The following is an 18,684-nucleotide window of genomic DNA, read 5'->3' on the forward strand; positions in this document are numbered from 1 at the left end:
AAAGTTTAGGATACTTCAATTCAATCCGTTGAACTACTGGGCTAAAACAAGAAAGGCTATCAAAAATGATAGCCTTCCTGTCTTCTTGCATTATGAACGTTTAATTTAGCACTATGATGAACTACAATAAATTAGAGATATATAGTTTTATATCAAATCTTAGCTAAGTATCGTGTAAATTATTTCATTTTAAGAGTACTTTTTATAGATTTACTTTGTAAATGTTTTTATTTTCATAATTTGTTTTTGTCTAATTGCATTTATTTTTTAATGAATTTTTTTGATCCTGATTGTTGGCTATTATTAATGTTTATTATATAAACACCTGAATTTAAATCACTCACATCAAGTACTCCGTTATTAAGTTTTCCCGTTTTGATTACCTGTCCTAAATTATTTAGGATTTCATAAGACGTATTTTCTTCTGAAGTTCTGTTTTCATTGGATAAAAAAACATTCAAACTATTTTCGGTTGGATTTGGATATACCGTAAATTCTAAAACCGGATTATTACTCGATAGACCATTTGGATTATTTCCAACTAAACCGGCACTAGTAAGCGCAATATTTATAGTATAATCTTCTACCTGACCATAAGTGAAAGTTCCACAGGCAGTTGGAATTGCATTGTATTTCATAGAAACACGCATTCTTTTAGAGCCTAATGTTGCAGTTGCAGGTATTGTAAACGTCCCGCTTACAGGAGTTGAAGTTGAAGCTGATTTAGTCCAAACGGTTTCTCCAGCATCTGTGAAAACTCCATTTCCATTATAATCAATAAATACAGCATAACCTTCTTTGTATTTAGTCGAAGTCCAAGCGGGTGTTATTGAAATTGAATAGGCGGTTCCTCTAACTGCATTGGTAGAAATTGCAGTGAAATTTTCATAACCAGCTGTTCCATTAGAAGTATTACTAATAGTTCCCAAAACTACTTTACTTATTTTTTCTCGAGTGGTGTTACTTCCTGTTGAAGCACAATATGAAATTGGGTTTATTGTTGTCACATCAATTATATTGCTTGCAATAGAACTATTTCCTGCAGCATCTTTAGCAACTACATAAAAGGTATAAGCTGTTGATGCCGTTAATCCTGTTATAGTAAAAGAAGTTGTTGCTATAGTTGTTTTTAAAGTAGTTCCTTGATAGATGTCATATGCAGTAATACCGATGTTATCTGAAGCTCCTGTCCAAGACAAATTAGTTGAATTTGAAGTTGTCCCTGAAGCAGTTAATGTTGGAGCTGTAGGAGCAGTTGTATCAGGAATATGAACAGAAGTTGTTTCTGTAATAACATTGCTTTCTGAAGATAAATTCCCTGTAGCGTCTTTTGCTTTTACAGAAAATGAATAAGTTGTAGAAGCTGTTAGTCCTACCACAGTATAGCTTGTTGAGGTTGATGTACCTATCAATGCTGTTCCTTGATAAATATTATATCCGGTAACGGCAACATTATCTGTGGAGGCTATCCAAGATAAATTTGTTGAATTTTCAGTGGTTCCAGACGCTAACAAAGTTGTAGGAGCAGTTGGAGCAATGATATCAGAAGGGCCTGCATAAGCAGCTCCAATTCCTACAGCGTAAAAAGCATTTGTAGTTGCAATTACTTCGGCTGAATTTATACCGTATAAATCCGTTGCAGCTTGAATTCCGTAGGTTCTTGCATTAGCATACGTTGAATTGGCTGTTAAATAAACACTTTCTGTTCTAAAGGCAATTTTGGCTGCTTTATCAATTCCAATACCAGTTACATTATAGGAACTTCCAATGTCGTTAGTTCCTGCTTTACCCATAGTCAAAATATAAAACCAGTGGTTTAATACTCCGCTATTAGTATGAACACCACAATAATCATTCGTTGAAGTAGGCCTACAACTTACCGTCTTCCAATACGTTCCGCCATACGTATCCGGTTGTAATTCAGTTTTTGGGTTACTCATAGAACGCAATGATAAATGTCCAGTCCTTCTTTCGATATCTTCTCCAATTAACCAAGTGGCTTTATTTGGCGCTGCAAAATATTCTACACAGGCTCCCCAAATATCTGAAAAAGCTTCATTCATAGCACCCGATTCTTTCTGATATGCCAAATTTGAAGTACTTGTACATACAGCATGGCCAATTTCATGAGCTGCCACGTCAATAGATGTTAAAATATCAAAATAAGTTCCACTTCCATCTCCATACGTCATTACACTTCCATTCCAAAACGCATTATCATAAGCTGAACTGTAATGAACATAGCTTTTTATAGCAGCTCCTGCATTGTTGTAGCTATTTCTTCCATGTACAGTTGACCAATAATCATAGGTTTTTTCGGCACCCCAATGAGCGTCAAATGCACCATTATCTTTGCTTGTGTTGTTGTATTCCAAAGTAGTCCAGTTGTTATCTACATCGGTAAAATTTACAGCTGCTGTATAGCTAGTTCCATTTTTCATATTATAGGTAGAAACACCTAAACCTCGACTTGCATCAGCTAAAATATAGGACGAACCACTTAAAGTAGTTTGGATAGATTGGGTTCCACTATATCGAGTATCTGCATTTGTAGCTAACAAAATACTACTCATTTTTGTAGCTGTTTTTTCTGAATTTAATCCCGATTTTCCATGGCTATATTCTCCTAAATGTTTTATGATAGCATTATAAAATAAAACATCTCCAGTTATTGCATCAATATAAATATCACCACGACTTATCGGATTTGTGGCATAAATATCAAATTTGTAAGCTAGTTTTAAAGTTTGATTTTCCGAATTAGGAAGTAAAACTAATTCGCCCAAAGGCTTAGAATAATTGAAAGCTGCAGCTTCACTTGGGACTTCCCACAAATAAGACTTAGCTCCTATTTGATTTAATGCTTTATTAAACGCATCCTGATTTGTTATCGATGGAGTTGTGGTTACATTTTCGGTTGAATAGAATTCTCCTGCCATCGAAACCAAAGAACCCTTATTAGAATGAAGCGTATACGTTGCAAATTCAACTTTTATATTATTGTGAAAAAGTTGAAATTTCTCATGTAAAAAGCCTGATTTATCTGATTCTGAAGTTGTTTTTCGAAAACTTGAATTGGGATTTAATTTAAGTTGATCTTTAAAAACCTGATCTGAATCAGTTGATTTATAGGTTGATTTTTCATTAAAAGTGGTCAAAATTGTTCTTCCTCTTTCATGGGTAATTTTTTGTTTAACATTTTTATCTCCCTCTTGAGCAAATGTGTTATAACTTATTAAAAAAAAGACCGTTAGAAATCCTAATTTGCTAAATATGTTTTTTTTCATAGGGAATAAAGTTTTATTTTTTAAATTATTAAGAAGACACAAATAAATAAACAAATAAAAGTAATAAGAAATTTTATCGTTATAATGCACTGTTAATAGGTCCAAATAAAAGATCTTGAATTTACTATAGAATAAAACTTTAAAAAAGATGTTGGCATTATCTTAGATATTCCCGAAGAGAATCGAAATCGAATAAAAAGTTTAGGAAACCACCCATTCAATCCGCTGAACTACAGCTATAAAACAAAAAAGACCTTACATTGCTGTAAAGTCTTTTTAAAAAGCTCCCCTTATTGACAGAAGCTGCAACTATAAGGCGATGATTGAGTTTGTAACTATCAAAAAATTAAAGAGTTGAACTTCTTGCAAATCGACAGGGAGTTTAAATACCTTCCTGTTTTTCTTCTTTCTTGATTGGAGCTTTATAGGGTCTTTTTATTATTTTCAAGTCCTTAAAGTATCCAACTGTAGCTATATCAACATAAAGTCCAACTCCTCCTTTTTTAACTTTACCTAACATTTTATCAACGATAAAAGAAGAGTATTTCATATTGTTAATAAACATTTCGGCCGTTTCTCCATTTACCTCAATTCTCATTATTATCCATTCATTTAAAGCAACTGGTGCTGAGCCCTCATACGATCCAGGAGGATAATTTTTTCTAAGTGTTTCAAATTTTGCATCTGGATAAGAAAAATATTGAACAGCGTGGTTTCTAAACATTTGATTTGAGGCTCTTCCAACTTTAGGTCGCAAATAAATTGACTCAAACGCAGAATCGTTTGCAGCAATTCGATAATACAAGCCAATAAAACCGGCAGCTCCTGCAAAAGGGGATGGATCTTGAATTTGACTATACATCTTAATCTCTATAGTTCCATTTTCAAAATCATTTAATCCAACTAATTTTGCATAATGTTTTTCATCTACAGTCGCCTCTAATCTATTTGGGTCAAATGGCAAAGTGGTTAAATCTCTTTCAATCTTTAATACTTTTGAACCCTGGAATTGGATGATTTCACCTTTGACATTATGTAATTCAAATGTTTGATTTCCTAATTGTAACTTTTGTGAATGTGCATTTTCAGTTAAAATAAGATTTAAAGAAAATAATAAAAGGCACTTAATTATATTTTTCATTAGTATTTATCTTTTTATTTAAATAATCCGGCACCAAATTCAGACCCTAGTGTACCTTCTTTTATGTGTAGAAATTTTTTATTTGTCTGGTCCTCAATAATGTTTAATTCACCTGATTTAATTATATTTAGATCTTTACCAAACATAATTTTATTAGATTTCGATTCTGTTCCAAAATCTTGTGGTCCGCCACCTTTATTGACCAAACTATTATATCCCACCAAAATTGAATTATTAACAGTAAATGACTCTTTTTCATCTTTATCTAGCACCCAAAAAACATTCACATTGGATGCAACATTATTATAAAATTTGAAATCACTTGTTGTAGACCAAGTCCAAACAGCAGCGCCATACATATTTAAGAACAAATTATGATGTAATTGACTGTTTTCTGATTTTCTATTCCACATAACTACAGCATCTTTAACTCCATAAAAAACACAATGATTGACATCTAAAGCCGAACCATTAGCTAAAATACCTAAATGGTTAGGTAAAGCAAACTTATTACCTAAAAACAAACACTGTGTAACTACTAAGTCGGACAATTCTTTACCGTCCCAAACTATTGGATAATTTCTAATTAAAACGCCAGCTTTTGGAGTCTCGTGAACAGGTTCGCCCAAAATTCGTAATCCCTGTATGGTAGTATGGCTAGTTTGAATTAAAATTCCATAATTAGAACCACCTATAATCTCTTTTTCATTATTTTTTTCAACATTAAAAGGCATTGCAGAAACTATAATAGGCATCTTACTCGGCTCCCATTGTATATCATTAGGTAGAACTTCTGCAGATATTAAAAGACGATTTTTTTTAGTAAAATTCCAATTTTTAGGGTTAAAATCAGCTGTCTCATTTAAAGCATATACCCCTTCTGATAAAATCACATTAATAGAGCCTGCTCCAACTAAAGCATTTACTTTCTTAGCAGCTTCACTAAGAGATTTAAGAGGACTATTTATTTTTCCAGCATTTGAGTCATTACCCAATGTAGCATTTACATAAATCTTAACTTCCTCGCTATTTCCATTATTTGATACTTCTTGTGAATTTGCATTTGAAAAAATAAAAAGATTTAGTAATGCAATAATAGTATATTTTGATATTTTCATTTTTCTCTGATTTAAAATAATTTTTCAGCTGGGGGAGTTACACCAGCCAACCTTAAATAAACGGTAATTTGAGCTCTGTGGTGTGTTTGATGTTCAAAACATTTGTTTAACACTTGTTCTCTACTTAAGTCAAATTGACCAAACAATTTAATGCGCTCGGACAATTTTGTGTTTGGATATTTTTGAATTGAGTTGATTGCGAAGTCATATGCAGCCAATACCTTAGCTGTAACAGATGCCTTATTAATATCATTGGATTTTTCTAAATCTGACTCAGTAGGTTTTTCATCTGTTGCTGAAGCAACAAAACCGTAAATAGCATCACTCAAATGAAGCACTTGACCCGAGAATGAACGCATTTCTTTAGTTGGTTTAAATGTATATTCACTTTCTGGCATAGCATCCAAATACTCTTTAGTGTATGCTTTTGCTCTTTGCCAATCTTTGATAATTGTTTCTGTTGGTGTTTGTGCCTGTAAATTATTCATTACTAAAATGGCGGTTAAAAAGGTTAAAATCGTTCTCATATTTTTTTATTTTTTTACAAATTTAATGTTAATAGTATACATTTGTAACTGAATAAGTAAAAACAAGTAACCATATGGTAACCACTATTTCAAGTTCACGATTTATTAGTAATCCATTAGAATGCCCTGTGACAAGGACAATGAGTATAATTGGGGGTAAATGGAAACCCATTATTTTGAATTGTATTGGTGAACGTACAATTAGATTTGGTAAACTAAAACAAATTATCCCTGCAATTTCAAATAAAGTTTTGTCAAATGAGTTGAAGGAATTAGAAAACTTTGGATTGATATCGCGTGTAGAATTCACTGAAATGCCACCAAGAGTTGAATACTCTATAACTAATTCAGGTAAAACTCTTCTTCCAATATTATGTGAACTGGCAAGTTGGGGTAATACAATTATCGCAAAGAAAATTATAGAGGAATTTGAATAATGAATTAGATAGCGTTTGTAAAATTTCAATAGTTATTAAAGTTATACAGAAAAGCGTGTTATTAACTCTGATATATGAATCACTTCATTGAAAAACTTTGTACCGAGTACGACACCAAACCTAATTCGATTGGACTTATTGGAGATAATCAACTTTAACTAAAATAATTGGAATATTGTTTCAGAATTAAAAAAATAAAGAGTGGGATGAAAAGTTTAAGATGGTTTAAAGTCTATTTTCAATACATAAAAGGTGTCAATTGACACCTTCTAAAATTATAAAACCTTGCTTAAATCTTGCTTATAGAAAAAGGGTTCCAAGAAATAAATCTTGAAACCCTTATCATTGTTGCTCCCTCTCTTGGGCTCGAACCAAGGACCCTCTGATTAACAGTCAGATGCTCTAACCAACTGAGCTAAGAAGGAAACTGTGTATTTTTATTCTAATAATGAATGAACGTTTTTATGTCGCTTTGGCTAACTGTGTTTGTTTGTTTAAGCGGTTGCAAATATAGGGCTAAATTTGATTTTCGCAAACAAAATTTTAAAAAATTTTAAAAAATTTTACTTCCCGACAATCGCCTTATAAATATCGTTTCCATTGGCGAATAACAATAAAGTTATAAGTAAAACGAAACCAACCATTTGTGCATTCTCCAGGAATTTATCACTTGGTTTTTTACCACTGATGATTTCGTATAATAAAAACATCACATGACCACCATCAAGTGCCGGAATAGGCAATAAGTTCATTACACCAAGCATAATTGACAACAAAGCCGTGATGTTCCAGAACACTTCCCAGCTCCAAGTATTAGGGAAAATATTAAAAATAGCCGCAAAACCTCCTACTTGTTTGTACGCTTTGGTCTCCGGATTAAAAATCATTTTCAATTGTTTTCCGTAACCTAGCAACTGATCTTTTCCTTTTTCTACTCCAAATGGAATTGATTCAAAGAAGCCAAACTCCTGTTTACTTACCTTGTAATAGCCTAATTTTTCTAATGATTCAATTCCTAATGCGCCTATTCCGATGCCTAATTTTGCATCTTTAGAAACTTTAACGGTTAATGGCACTTCTTTTTCATTTCTCAAAACAGTTGCCGCAATAGTCTTGTTTGTATTCTTTTTCAACACTGCAGTTACCTCGTCATAATATCGGGTTGGCTGTCCGTTTAAGGAAAGAATAATATCTTTTGGTTGTAAAGCTGTATTCACCGATCCTTCAGAAATAGAAGTGATTGCAAACGGCATTCTTATAGATACTAATGGTCCTTTTTCTTGTTTAGACAATTGGTCTACAAAATCAATTGGCATTGTTATAGTCTGTTCTGCTCCGTTTCTTTCAATCAAAACGTGTTTTGCCATGATAATTTTCATATTCATGTCATTGTCAAACTTGATTATTTTTTCGCCGTCTACAGCTATAATTTTATCGCCAGTTTTGAATCCGGCAACATTCATCGCTTTATTTTCTATCAAAAGTCCGTCTTTCAAATCCGCATTGGCAATATACGTATCGCCATAAGCAAAAGCCATTCCGATATAAATGATAAAAGCCAAAATGAAATTCACCGTAACACCACCCAACATAATAATCAAACGTTGCCAAGCCGGTTTAGAACGAAATTCCCACGGTTGCGGAGGCAAAGCCATTTGTTCCTTATCCATACTTTCGTCAATCATTCCGGAAATTTTCACATAACCTCCAAGTGGCAACCAACCAATTCCGTATTCCGTCTCTCCAATTTTCTTTTTTAGAAGCGAATATTTAACATCAAAAAACAAATAGAATTTCTCGACTCTGGTTTTGAATAATTTAGCGGGGATAAAATGTCCTAATTCATGCAGAATAATAAGTAAGGATAAGCTCAATAAAAATTGAGAAAGCTTGATAACTATGTCCATTGTTTAATTTTAGTTCTTAATTTAACGCACAAAAGTAAGGTTTTCTATTTTAGTTGCAAAGGTTTACGATTTTGGATGATAATAAATGTTTGTTAATAATTCTCGTTTTTAATTTTCACTTTGGGTTGCGTCTTGTAACTTTACCATTCTTTTCAACAGAAAGTCATAAAAAATAAAATCAAAGACAATCATGGACTCCCAATTATTCTCTCCTCTTGCCATAAAAAGTATCGTTCTAAAAAATAGAATCGCCATTTCTCCCATGTGCCAATATTCTGCTACCGATGGGTTTGCCAATGATTGGCATTTAGTCCATTTAGGCAGTCGGGCCAGTGGTGGAGCGGGATTAATCATTCAGGAAGCGACTGCAGTTTCACCCGAAGCCAGAATCTCACCGCAAGATTTAGGCCTTTGGAAAGACGAACAAATCGAGAAAATGCAGCAGATTAATCGGTTTATTGTCAGTCAAAACGCAGTTCCCGGAATTCAATTGGCACACGCCGGCCGAAAAGCTAGTGTTTCCGCACCTTGGAACGGCAATAAAAAACTAAATGAAAGTCAAGGCGGATGGGAAACCGTTGCGCCAAGTGCCATTGGATATCATTCGAATGAAAAAGCGCCGATTGCATTAGACAAAATTGGCATTCAAAAAGTAATTTCCGATTTTAAATCAGCGACCAAAAGAGTCGTTCAAGCCGGTTATCAAGTTTTAGAAATTCACGGAGCACACGGATATTTATTACATCAGTTTCTGTCGCCTTTGTCTAATTTCAGAACAGACGAATACGGCGGAAGTTTTGAAAACAGAATCCGTTTAACACTAGAAGTTGTGGATGCTGTACAATCCGAATGGCCAAAAGACTTGCCTTTATTCGTACGAATCTCCGCCACCGATTGGGCAGATGGCGGCTGGAATGTTGAAGAATCGGTGGCGCTTTCAAAAATTTTAAAACAAAAAGGAGTTGATTTAATTGACGCCTCTTCCGGCGGATTAGTTTCGCACCAAAAAATTCCGTTAGGACCAAATTATCAAGTGTCTTTTGCTGAAAAAATCAAAAAAGAAACCGGGATTTTAACCGGTGCTGTAGGTTTAATTACGGAAGCCATTCAAGCAGAAGAAATCATTGCCGGCGGAAAAGCAGATTTAGTTTTATTCGCCAGAGAATCGTTACGAAATCCAAATTTAGGATTAACTTTCGCCCATGAACTTCAGGCCACTATTCAATGGCCAAAACAATACGAAAGAGCTAAAATATAATAATCGATGCGCTTTATCAACGTTTTGAACCTTGACAAAGCTGTTAAAATCCAATAAAAATGCAAAAAATTAAAACCGCTTTACTTTCTTACGGCATGTCGGGAAAAGTATTTCACGCACCATTTTTAACCATTCATCCCGGATTTGAATTAATGGGTTCTTGGGAACGAAGCAAAAAATTAATACAAGCAGATTATCCCGAAGTAAAAAGTTATCCCACAATCGAGGATGTGTTATCTGACGATATTGAATTGGTGGTGGTGAACACGCCGGTTGGAACGCATTTTGAATATGCCAAAAAAGTCTTGCTTGCAGGAAAACACGCATTGGTCGAAAAAGCATTTACAACTACCGTTGCCGAAGCACAGGAATTAGCGGCTTTAGCCAAAGAAAAAGGGTTAAAACTGGCCGTTTTTCAAAACCGAAGATGGGACAGCGATTTCAAAACCGTTCAAAAAGTAATTTTGGATGGCGTTTTGGGCGAATTGGTGGAAGCTGAATTTCATTTTGACCGTTATAATCCCAATTTGAGTCCAAAACAACACAAAGAAACTGCCAATTCAGGCGCCGGAATCCTGAAAGATTTAGGACCACATTTAATTGATCAGGCTTTATGTCTTTTTGGATTGCCAAAAGCTGTTTTTGCAGATATTAGAATCACTAGAGCCCATTCGTTAGTCGATGATTGGATTGACATTCTACTCTTTTATCCCGATTTTCGTGTCCGATTAAAAGCTAGTTTTTTCGTTAGGGAAGCCAATCCTGCTTATACCATTCAAGGCAAAAAAGGCTCTTTCCTGAAACCTCGCGGTGATGTGCAGGAAGACGAATTAAAATTAGGTAAAAAACCCAATTTAGATACATGGGGAACCGAGTCTGATGCGAATCAAGGTCTTTTGCATACCGATATAAACGATGCTGTTTTTAATGCCAAAATACCAACACTTCAAGGAAATTATTATGATTTTTTTGATGGCGTTTATCAATCTATACTGAACGACAAAACCGAACCCGTAACCGCTCAGGATGGCGTTCATGTCATGCAAATTATTGAAGCTGCCATAGAAAGTAGCGCCCAAAGAAAAGCCATCAATTTATAAACAATAACGATGTATTTGCAGGTAAATGTGTTAATTAGACATAATGAATGATTGCTTTTTGTATTTTTGAACCGATAAAAATCTAAAAAACAACACTTTTGATTGATTTAAACTTTTTAGGCAGATTCAGAACTAAGGGAAAATATAAGAAAACATATCAAGATGCCAAAGCTTCTTATCTAAACAGAATACGATGGGCAGTCTCTATGTTTTACTTTGGTCTGGGATTGTGCTTTGCTACTTGGGCCAGCCGAATTCCAGACATTAAAACAGCCTTAAATTTAAGCGAAGGAGATTTGGGAAGCATTTTATTTGCATTGCCTCTGGGACAATTGGCCGCTATGCCTTTTTCAGGTAAATTGGTCGCCCGTTTCGGGAGTCATCGAATCTTGATTACTTCATTATTATGTTATGCTTTTAGTTTAACAAATTTGGGGCTGGCTACTCAGGCTTGGCAACTGTCTTTGGGACTGTTTGTTTTTGGAGTTTTCGGAAACTTATCTAACATATCAGTAAACACACAAGGTGTTTATACCGAAGTCCTTTTCAAGAAAACGATTATGTCCTCTTTTCATGGCATGTGGAGTTTGGCCGGATTTACGGGCGCTTTGGTTGGTTTGGGCATGCTGGCTTTCAAGCTAACGCCATATCAACATTTTCTGATTGTTGCTACAATAGTGGTTTTAATCATGGCTATCAATTTCAAATTCCTGATAAAAGCCGAAGAAAAACTAAAAACAGAAAAGAAAAAAGGATTCTCAAAACCCGATGGTGAACTTATTTGGTTAGGAGTCATTGGTTTTTGCTGCATGGCCAGCGAAGGAGTAATGTTCGATTGGAGCGGTGTATATTTCAAAGATGTCGTAAAAGCACCCGGAGCATTAGTCATTTTGGGCTACACTTCCTTTATGATTATGATGGCCAGCGGACGCTTTTTTGGCGATGGCTTAATTCATAAATTCGGACGAAAAATAGTCATGCAAATCAGCGGAGTCATGATTTCGGCCGGACTTTTTACCGCAGTATTTTTCCCATACATCATCCCGTCAACCATCGCTTTTATGTTTGTCGGATTAGGCGTTTCAACCATTATCCCAACACTTTACAGCATTGCGGGGAAAAATCCAAGAGTTCCTACCAGCCAGGCATTAACCACCGTTTCAAGCGTAAGTTTCTTAGGTTTCCTCATGGGACCGCCAATCATCGGGTACATTGCTGAAATATCCAGTTTGCGGTTTTCATTCGCTTTTATTGGCATCTTTGGTGTTTTAATCGCCTTTATGGTTGCCAGAATCAAAACAACCGAATAAAGTTTGCTTTTTTAGGAGCACCACATTTCCAGTTCTTAAAACCACTCACCCGCTGTCCGCAGTATCTTTTATGCCGAAAACCGTCATAAAAGGATACACGCTGCCATCGGGGCTATACTAGCCCTTTTTAAATTTTTAAGACCTCAACCAAATAAAAAAACAAGAATTTTTTTATAAAAATGATTTGTTTAATAGTTTTTTTATTACATTTATAAAACGAAAATCAAAAACAATCAGCAACAACGCTCTGATTGAAATTCTAAATACCACTTTTTTAGAAGAATTAGTTTGATTAAAGGTCCACTTTTCCAAAAACAAATTTTAATCTTTTCATCAATTGCCTCATAGGGATAATTCCCTATGGTCTAAAATCAGGGTATAGACTCTTTTTTTAAATCAAGTCCGTTTCTAAACCATATCGCCCCAATATGAAAAAACAGATAGTATCCCTTTGTTTTATTTTACTTACCGGATTAGCTTTTGCGCAAAGCGAAACAATCCTTTCCGGAAAAATAATCGATGCAAAATCTCAAAACCCATTAGACCATGTAGTCGTCAGCATTCAAAACAGCAATTTGATGCAACTTACAGACGCAAATGGAATCTTTCGCTTTAGTGCAACACCTTCAGGAAATCAATTACTGCTGCTGCACAGTCAAGGCTACAAAGACCAATTAATTCCTGTTACAATCAGTTCCGGTCAAGCGCTCGATTTAGGCACGATAGCATTAGAAGAAGATCAAACTTCAGAACAACAAGCCGGTTTAATCACATTATCCGAAAATGATTTAAACGATGACAACAGCAATTCCGAAGGCACATCGGGATTACTGCAATCCTCAAAAGATGCTTTTCAACAAGCAGCAGCCTTCAACTGGGGACAAGCCCGGTTTAGAATTCGGGGTTTAGACAGCGAAAATGCAACCATGCTCATCAATGGCGTTTCGATGAACAAGTTGTACGACGGCAGGCCACAATGGGGCAATTGGGGCGGATTGAATGATGCATTGCGAAATCAGGAATTTTCTATAGGAACCGCACCTTCCGATTATACTTTTGGCGGCATTTTAGGAACACAGGAAATCAATACTCGAGCCTCGGTTTACAGAACCGGAACCCGAATTTCTTTTTCGGGAACAAACACCAATTACAGTTGGCGGACGATGGGAACTTTTGCTTCTGGAATGAATGCAAGAGGTTGGGCGTATGTGGTTTCGGCAGGAAAACGGCTGGCTCAGGAAGGCTATTTTGAAGGAACAAATTATGATGCGAGTTCCTTTTTTATAAGCCTCGAAAAAAAGATAAATAATGCCCATTCTTTAAATATAACCGCTTTTTACACCCCAAATTCCCGTGCTAAAAATTCACCAAATACCACTGAAGTAAGCGAACTAACTAGCGAAAAATACAATTCCTATTGGGGTTTTCATGAGGGTAAAAAACGAAATGCCCGCATGAAAACCATCGAAGAACCCATTTTGATGTTGAATCATTATTTCAAAATCAATACTAAGACAACCTTAAACTCCAGCTTAATGTATCAGTTTGGAAAAATTGGAAACAGCAACATCGATTATCAAAATGCAAACAGTCCCGATCCCACATATTACCGAAAAATGCCAAGCTATTACAGTTCTGTTTATGCTACTGATGACGGAGAATTTTCGGGAGCATTTACGCCCGATTATGAAAATGCAGCGAAAAGTAAAGTCCAATTTTTAGTCCATCAGCAAATGGATTGGAACGCCATGTATCAAGCCAACCAAACAGCAATTATCGATGCAAACGGAACAATTTCGGGCTACGAACCAACCAAAAGTAAATACATTTTATACGAAGACCGAACCGACGATAAAACACTGGCTGCAAACTCGACATTCAATACTTTGTTAAATGAAAATACAACTGCAACTATTGGACTGGCTTTTAAAAATTTAAAATCACACAATTATCAGAAGGTTTTAGATTTACTCGGCGGCGCCTATTTTGATGATATTGATGTTTTTTATGCTGGCGACCAAGCGCAATCCGATTTAAATCACCCCGATCGGCACGTAATAGTTGGCGATGAATACGGATACAATTACAACTATGTTGCACATACATTGGACGCCTTTTCGCAGTTTAAATTTTCATATTCTAAAGCTGATTTTTATCTCTCGCAAAGTTTTTCGAGCACTAATTATCAAAGGGAAGGATTCTACAAAAATGGAATTTATGAAAGCAATTCTTTTGGAAAAAGCGAGAAAATAACTTTCGAAAATTTCGGATTCAAAGCCGGAGTAACTTATAAAATATCCGGAAAACAAGTGTTTGTTTTTAACGGAGCACATTTGACAAAAGCCCCAACAATCAGAAATACTTTTCCCAATTCACGTTTGAACAACTCGATTATTGACGAACTGAAAAGTGAAAACATAAGCAGTTTAGACGCCAGCTATATTTTTCGTTCACCAAAATTAAAAACCCGAATTACCGGATATTTTACGTTGATAAAAGACGCAACGCAAACTGCCTTTTTTTATGCAGAAGGTATTTTTGATGATGGCGCAGGTTATTCGAATACAGATGCTTTTGTGAGCCAGACGCTAACACATTTGAACAAGAAGAATCTGGGAGCTGAATTCAGTTTTGAATACCAAATCAATCCAACTTTGAAAACAACTTTTTCTGCCGGTTTCGGAAAATACACCTACGACAGCAATCCAAATGTTACCATTACTAATGATGCCAATGCTTCATTAGAAAACACCAATCCCGTTTTTGACTTTGGAACAGCGACTTTAAAAAATTACAAACAACCGGGCATGCCGCAGCAAGCTTATAGTTTAGGGATGGAATACCGCGATCCAAAATATTGGTGGATTGGAGCCAATGTCAACTACTTGTCCGACAGTTATATTGATGTTTCACCAATTGCCAGAACTAATGTTTTTTATAAAAATCCAGCCAGCGGATTCCCATTTCCGGAAGCTACCGAGGGACGCGCCGCACAACTTTTACAACAAGAAAAATTTGATCCCGTTGCATTACTGAACCTTACGGGCGGAAAATCCTGGCTGATTTATGGTAAGAATGTCGGGCTTTTTGTAAGCGTCAATAATGTGCTTGATGCCACCTACAAAACGGGCGGTTATGAGCAAGCTAGAAACGCTAATTTCAGACAACGGAATCAAGACATTTCGAGCGGAACTCCCAACTTTGGCAACAAATATTTTTACGGATATGGCCGAACCTATTTTGTAAATCTGTACCTCAATTTATAAGTCTAAAAAATGTATCTATGAAACCAACTTTCAACCTTCTGTTTTTTTCTGTAGTCCTCACATTGTTTTTTACAAGTTGTGTAAAAGACGAATTTTCAGTTCCAAAACTAGTGTGCTCGCAACCTGATTTAACGGTAAACCGAACCGTAGCAGAAGTTAATAATAATGCCAATGCCATCGTTACACAATATCTTTTTGATGATATCATAGAAGCTTATGTGGTTTCAAGCGATGAATCCGGGAATTTTTTTAAGACGATTTCCTTTCAGACTTTGGCGACAGCCTCAACTCCGGCAATTGGTTTTAGTGTTCCCGTGGATGCCAGCAATTTATATATTGATTACAGAATTGGCAATAAAGTCTATTTAAAACTAAAAGACCAATACACCGATATTTCCTATGGAGGCATGCGAATTGGCAGTATTTATGTCAATTCATATAACGAAGGTGGCGTGGGACGACTTTCGCAAAACGATTATAAAAATGTACTTCACGCCTCGTGTACTACGTTGAGCGAAACGCTTTTGGTTCGGTCCTTTTCACTTCCTGATGTATTGAATGATGCAAATCTGAATACCTTGGTCGAATTATCTGATGTTCAGTTTACAGAAGCGGCAAACGGCAGACATTATTATGAAGAGAGCAATGATATAGGAGGCGCCACTAATTGGAGTCTGATGGACAAATTAGGGAATCAAGTAATTTTTAGAACCAGCAGTTTTGCTGATTTTGCCAGCAATTTAGTTCCAAACGGAAGCGGAAAAGTAAGAGGTGTTTTGACTAAATATGGTACCGATTATCAGTTGGTAGCACGCTCTGAAAAAGATGTTACGATGACAGATGCGCGAGCGGTTCCTTTCTTTCGGGAAGATTTTGAAACGGTTGTTGACAAAAGCAATTTAAGTCTTCCGGGTTGGGCAAATATAGTTCAAAGTGGCAGTCTTTTTTGGAAAGGCACCGTATATTCCGGAAATGGATATGCAGAATTTAGCATTAGCGGAACGAAAGTTAATTCAAATATTGCTTGGTTAATTTCCCCAACAATTAATATGGATGAGCACACGAATGAAATGCTGACTTTTAGAACCGCACAACATCATTTAGATGTTGATTCTCCTCTGAATTCACTTGAAGTATATGTTTCGAATAATTTTGACGGGCTCCATATTTCTGCAGCCACATGGATTCCTGTTACCGTTATTTTGCCTAAGCAAGCTTCGCCATGGTATCAGTTTATAGGTTCGGGCGGAGTGGATTTGTCCAGCTACACAGGCAACATCAATATTGCATTCAAATATATCGGCTCAGGGAAAAATCTGGCTTTGGATGGTGCTTTTCAAGTAGATGACGTGCAAGTTTTTGGAAATTAATACTAGTCAAATAGAAGCGAAAAACATAAATATGTAGTTGTATTTTATATATTTGTATTCTTACAAATTAAATTAAAATTTATGAAATCTATTTTATTGACATTAGTTTCTGTACTCTTTGTTTCTTGCTTATCAGATGGTGGAGCATCTAAACCGGTTGATTATACCGTTCAAAATGAAAAAGAAATTGTTGATTATATCGCTAAGAATAAATTAACTGCTCAAAAAAGCGATTCAGGATTGTATTATGTGATTAACGAAGCCGGTACTGGCGCGCAACCTACAGCAACATCTAATGTAACAGTAGCATACAAAGGTTATTTCACCAATGGTTCTATTTTTGATCAAAGTAAACCAGAAGGAATTTCATTTGGATTGAATCAAGTGATAAAAGGTTGGACTGAGGGAATTCCTTATTTTAAAACAGGAGGAAGTGGTATTCTTTTGATTCCGGCTCACTTAGGCTATGGAAGTAATGATAGCGGCCCTATTCCTGGAGGTTCTGTACTTATTTTTGAGGTTAAACTTATTGCTGTAAATTAGTATTTATCCCGTTCCCTTTTGGGAAAATTTATGTTGTTTTTGAATGCAATAGCTTCATGAAATGAAATTTCAAAATTGTACCACCCAAAACCTTGTGTTTTTTTTATAAAGTCATATCTCCATAAGTACAATGCAAATGATTAAATTTGTAGCTTATTCAAAGACATGTTAGAAAAAGAAGTAATAAATTTCGAAAAAACCGCTATTGTTGGTATTGTAACCCAAAATCAGAGCGAAGAGAAATTAAACGAATATCTTGACGAATTAGAGTTTTTAACCTTCACCGCAGGTGGTGAAGTTGTAAAACGATTTTCGCAAAAAATGGAACGTCCAAATCCTAAAACTTTTGTTGGAACCGGAAAAATTGAAGAAATTCATCACTTTGTAAAAGAAAATGACATCTCAACTTTAGTTTTTGATGATGAATTATCGCCTTCACAACAAAAGAATATTTCTAAAATCATTACGGAATGTAAAATCCTCGACAGAACGCACCTCATCTTAGATATTTTTGCCCAAAGAGCAGAAACTTCATATGCCAGAACGCAGGTTGAATTAGCACAATGTCAATATTTACTTCCCAGACTTTCCGGAATGTGGACCCACTTAGAACGCCAAAAAGGGGGAATTGGAATGCGTGGTCCCGGAGAAACCGAGATTGAAACAGACAGACGTATCGTTCGCGACAGAATCGCTTTATTGAAAGAAAAAATAAAAACCATCGACAAGCAAATGGGCGTGCAACGCAGCAATCGTGGCGCTATGGTTCGTGTGGCTTTGGTTGGATATACCAATGTGGGGAAATCAACTTTGATGAATGCTGTAGGGAAAAGTGATGTTTTTGTAGAAAACAAACTCTTTGCCACTTTGGACACAACAGTACGAAAAGTAGTCATCAAAAACTTGCCTTTCTTGCTTTCGGACACGGTGGGATTTATTAGAAAACTGCCAACACAACTGGTAGATTCTTTCAAAAGCACGCTGGATGAAGTTCGTGAAGCCGATTTGTTGTTGCACATTGTTGACATTTCACATCCGGAATTTGAAGATCATATTGCCTCTGTAAACCAAACGTTATTAGACATCAAAGCCAATGACAAACCTGTCATTATGGTTTTTAATAAAATCGATGCGTACAAACATTTGACTATTGATGAAGATGATTTAATGACCGAAAAAACACCAAGACATTTTACACTCGAAGAATGGAAAACCACTTGGATGCATCGTGTGGGCGAACAAAATGCCTTGTTTATTTCGGCTACGAATAAAGAAAATTTCGAAGAATTCAGAGAACGGGTTTACGAAGCAGTACGACAAATTCACATCACGCGTTTTCCGTACAATAAATTCTTGTATCCGGATTATAAAGATGCAGTTGAAAAAGAAGAGAAGGAATAAATTTAACGTCTTCTTTATC

Annotated in this window: 13 protein-coding genes and 1 tRNA gene; 8 read left to right on the plus strand and 6 right to left on the minus strand. The window is 35.7% G+C overall.

Translation table 11 applies throughout. The features are described 5' to 3' along the window. Positions 1–260: 260 nt before the first annotated feature. The 4 genes from O6P34_RS04360 to O6P34_RS04375 all read right to left on the minus strand — a co-directional run bounded on the left by O6P34_RS04360 (position 261) and on the right by O6P34_RS04375 (position 6,073). The gene (locus tag O6P34_RS04360) at positions 261–3,287 is read right to left on the minus strand and encodes a M4 family metallopeptidase (RefSeq protein WP_269686108.1); all 3,027 of its coding nucleotides are present in this window, start codon (positions 3,285–3,287) and stop codon (positions 261–263) included. Positions 3,288–3,669: 382 nt separating this feature from the next. Then, a complete protein-coding gene (locus O6P34_RS04365) occupies positions 3,670–4,428 on the minus strand; it encodes a LamG domain-containing protein (RefSeq protein ID WP_269686109.1) in 759 nt (252 codons plus the stop codon). A 14-nt stretch (positions 4,429–4,442) separates the two neighbouring features. Then, positions 4,443–5,546: a right-handed parallel beta-helix repeat-containing protein gene (locus O6P34_RS04370; protein ID WP_269686110.1), complete on the minus strand. Its 1,104-nt coding sequence runs from the start codon at positions 5,544–5,546 to the stop codon at positions 4,443–4,445. An 11-nt stretch (positions 5,547–5,557) separates the two neighbouring features. Then, positions 5,558–6,073, minus strand: a complete 516-nt coding sequence (locus O6P34_RS04375; RefSeq protein ID WP_269686111.1) for a DinB family protein — start codon at positions 6,071–6,073, stop codon at positions 5,558–5,560. Positions 6,074–6,147: 74 nt separating this feature from the next. On the opposite strand from O6P34_RS04375, the gene O6P34_RS04380 reads away from it, so the two are divergent. Beyond that, entirely contained in the window at positions 6,148–6,510 is a 363-nt protein-coding gene (locus O6P34_RS04380) for a winged helix-turn-helix transcriptional regulator (RefSeq protein ID WP_269686112.1), read from the plus strand. Positions 6,511–6,861: 351 nt separating this feature from the next. Here O6P34_RS04380 and O6P34_RS04385 read toward each other — a convergent pair. Both O6P34_RS04385 and rseP read right to left on the minus strand, forming a co-directional pair. Then, positions 6,862–6,935: transfer RNA gene (locus O6P34_RS04385), tRNA-Asn, on the minus strand. Positions 6,936–7,073: 138 nt separating this feature from the next. Beyond that, positions 7,074–8,417 (minus strand): RIP metalloprotease RseP, encoded by a 1,344-nt coding sequence (gene rseP / locus O6P34_RS04390; RefSeq protein ID WP_269686113.1) that lies wholly within the window; start codon positions 8,415–8,417, stop codon positions 7,074–7,076. A gap of 190 nt (positions 8,418–8,607) precedes the next feature. Here rseP and O6P34_RS04395 point away from each other — a divergent pair, with 190 nt between their 5' ends. The 7 genes from O6P34_RS04395 (at position 8,608) to hflX (ending at position 18,665) form a co-directional block, all read left to right on the plus strand. After that, positions 8,608–9,675 (plus strand): NADH:flavin oxidoreductase/NADH oxidase, encoded by a 1,068-nt coding sequence (locus O6P34_RS04395; RefSeq protein ID WP_269686114.1) that lies wholly within the window; start codon positions 8,608–8,610, stop codon positions 9,673–9,675. A gap of 59 nt (positions 9,676–9,734) precedes the next feature. Next, on the plus strand, positions 9,735–10,775 hold the full coding sequence (locus O6P34_RS04400) for a Gfo/Idh/MocA family oxidoreductase (RefSeq protein ID WP_269686115.1): 1,041 nt from the start codon (positions 9,735–9,737) through the stop codon (positions 10,773–10,775). 98 nt (positions 10,776–10,873) lie between these two features. Further along, positions 10,874–12,085, plus strand: coding sequence for an MFS transporter (locus tag O6P34_RS04405; protein WP_269686116.1), 1,212 nt, complete (start codon positions 10,874–10,876; stop codon positions 12,083–12,085). 428 nt (positions 12,086–12,513) lie between these two features. Continuing rightward, positions 12,514–15,351, plus strand: a complete 2,838-nt coding sequence (locus O6P34_RS04410; protein WP_269686117.1) for a TonB-dependent receptor — start codon at positions 12,514–12,516, stop codon at positions 15,349–15,351. A 17-nt stretch (positions 15,352–15,368) separates the two neighbouring features. After that, the gene (locus O6P34_RS04415) at positions 15,369–16,721 is read left to right on the plus strand and encodes a DUF5689 domain-containing protein (protein ID WP_269686118.1); all 1,353 of its coding nucleotides are present in this window, start codon (positions 15,369–15,371) and stop codon (positions 16,719–16,721) included. A gap of 81 nt (positions 16,722–16,802) precedes the next feature. Next, complete coding sequence (locus tag O6P34_RS04420) at positions 16,803–17,264, plus strand: FKBP-type peptidyl-prolyl cis-trans isomerase (protein ID WP_269686119.1); 462 nt, start codon at positions 16,803–16,805, stop codon at positions 17,262–17,264. A gap of 165 nt (positions 17,265–17,429) precedes the next feature. Next, on the plus strand, positions 17,430–18,665 hold the full coding sequence (hflX, locus tag O6P34_RS04425; RefSeq protein ID WP_269686120.1) for a GTPase HflX: 1,236 nt from the start codon (positions 17,430–17,432) through the stop codon (positions 18,663–18,665). Positions 18,666–18,684 lie beyond the last annotated feature (19 nt).

The organism is Flavobacterium lacustre (assembly GCF_027474525.2).
GTDB lineage: Bacteria > Bacteroidota > Bacteroidia > Flavobacteriales > Flavobacteriaceae > Flavobacterium > Flavobacterium lacustre.

Excerpts from the sequence above, each read along its gene's own strand:
- O6P34_RS04360 (WP_269686108.1), bottom strand. The coding sequence starts at position 3,287 with ATGAAAAAAAACATATTTAGCAAATTAGGATTTCTAACGGTCTTTTTT.
- O6P34_RS04365 (WP_269686109.1), bottom strand. The coding sequence starts at position 4,428 with ATGAAAAATATAATTAAGTGCCTTTTATTATTTTCTTTAAATCTTATT.
- O6P34_RS04370 (WP_269686110.1), bottom strand. The coding sequence starts at position 5,546 with ATGAAAATATCAAAATATACTATTATTGCATTACTAAATCTTTTTATT.
- O6P34_RS04375 (WP_269686111.1), bottom strand. The coding sequence starts at position 6,073 with ATGAGAACGATTTTAACCTTTTTAACCGCCATTTTAGTAATGAATAAT.
- O6P34_RS04380 (WP_269686112.1), top strand. The coding sequence starts at position 6,148 with ATGGTAACCACTATTTCAAGTTCACGATTTATTAGTAATCCATTAGAA.
- rseP (WP_269686113.1), bottom strand. The coding sequence starts at position 8,417 with ATGGACATAGTTATCAAGCTTTCTCAATTTTTATTGAGCTTATCCTTA.
- O6P34_RS04395 (WP_269686114.1), top strand. The coding sequence starts at position 8,608 with ATGGACTCCCAATTATTCTCTCCTCTTGCCATAAAAAGTATCGTTCTA.
- O6P34_RS04400 (WP_269686115.1), top strand. The coding sequence starts at position 9,735 with ATGCAAAAAATTAAAACCGCTTTACTTTCTTACGGCATGTCGGGAAAA.
- O6P34_RS04410 (WP_269686117.1), top strand. The coding sequence starts at position 12,514 with ATGAAAAAACAGATAGTATCCCTTTGTTTTATTTTACTTACCGGATTA.
- O6P34_RS04415 (WP_269686118.1), top strand. The coding sequence starts at position 15,369 with ATGAAACCAACTTTCAACCTTCTGTTTTTTTCTGTAGTCCTCACATTG.
- O6P34_RS04420 (WP_269686119.1), top strand. The coding sequence starts at position 16,803 with ATGAAATCTATTTTATTGACATTAGTTTCTGTACTCTTTGTTTCTTGC.
- hflX (WP_269686120.1), top strand. The coding sequence starts at position 17,430 with ATGTTAGAAAAAGAAGTAATAAATTTCGAAAAAACCGCTATTGTTGGT.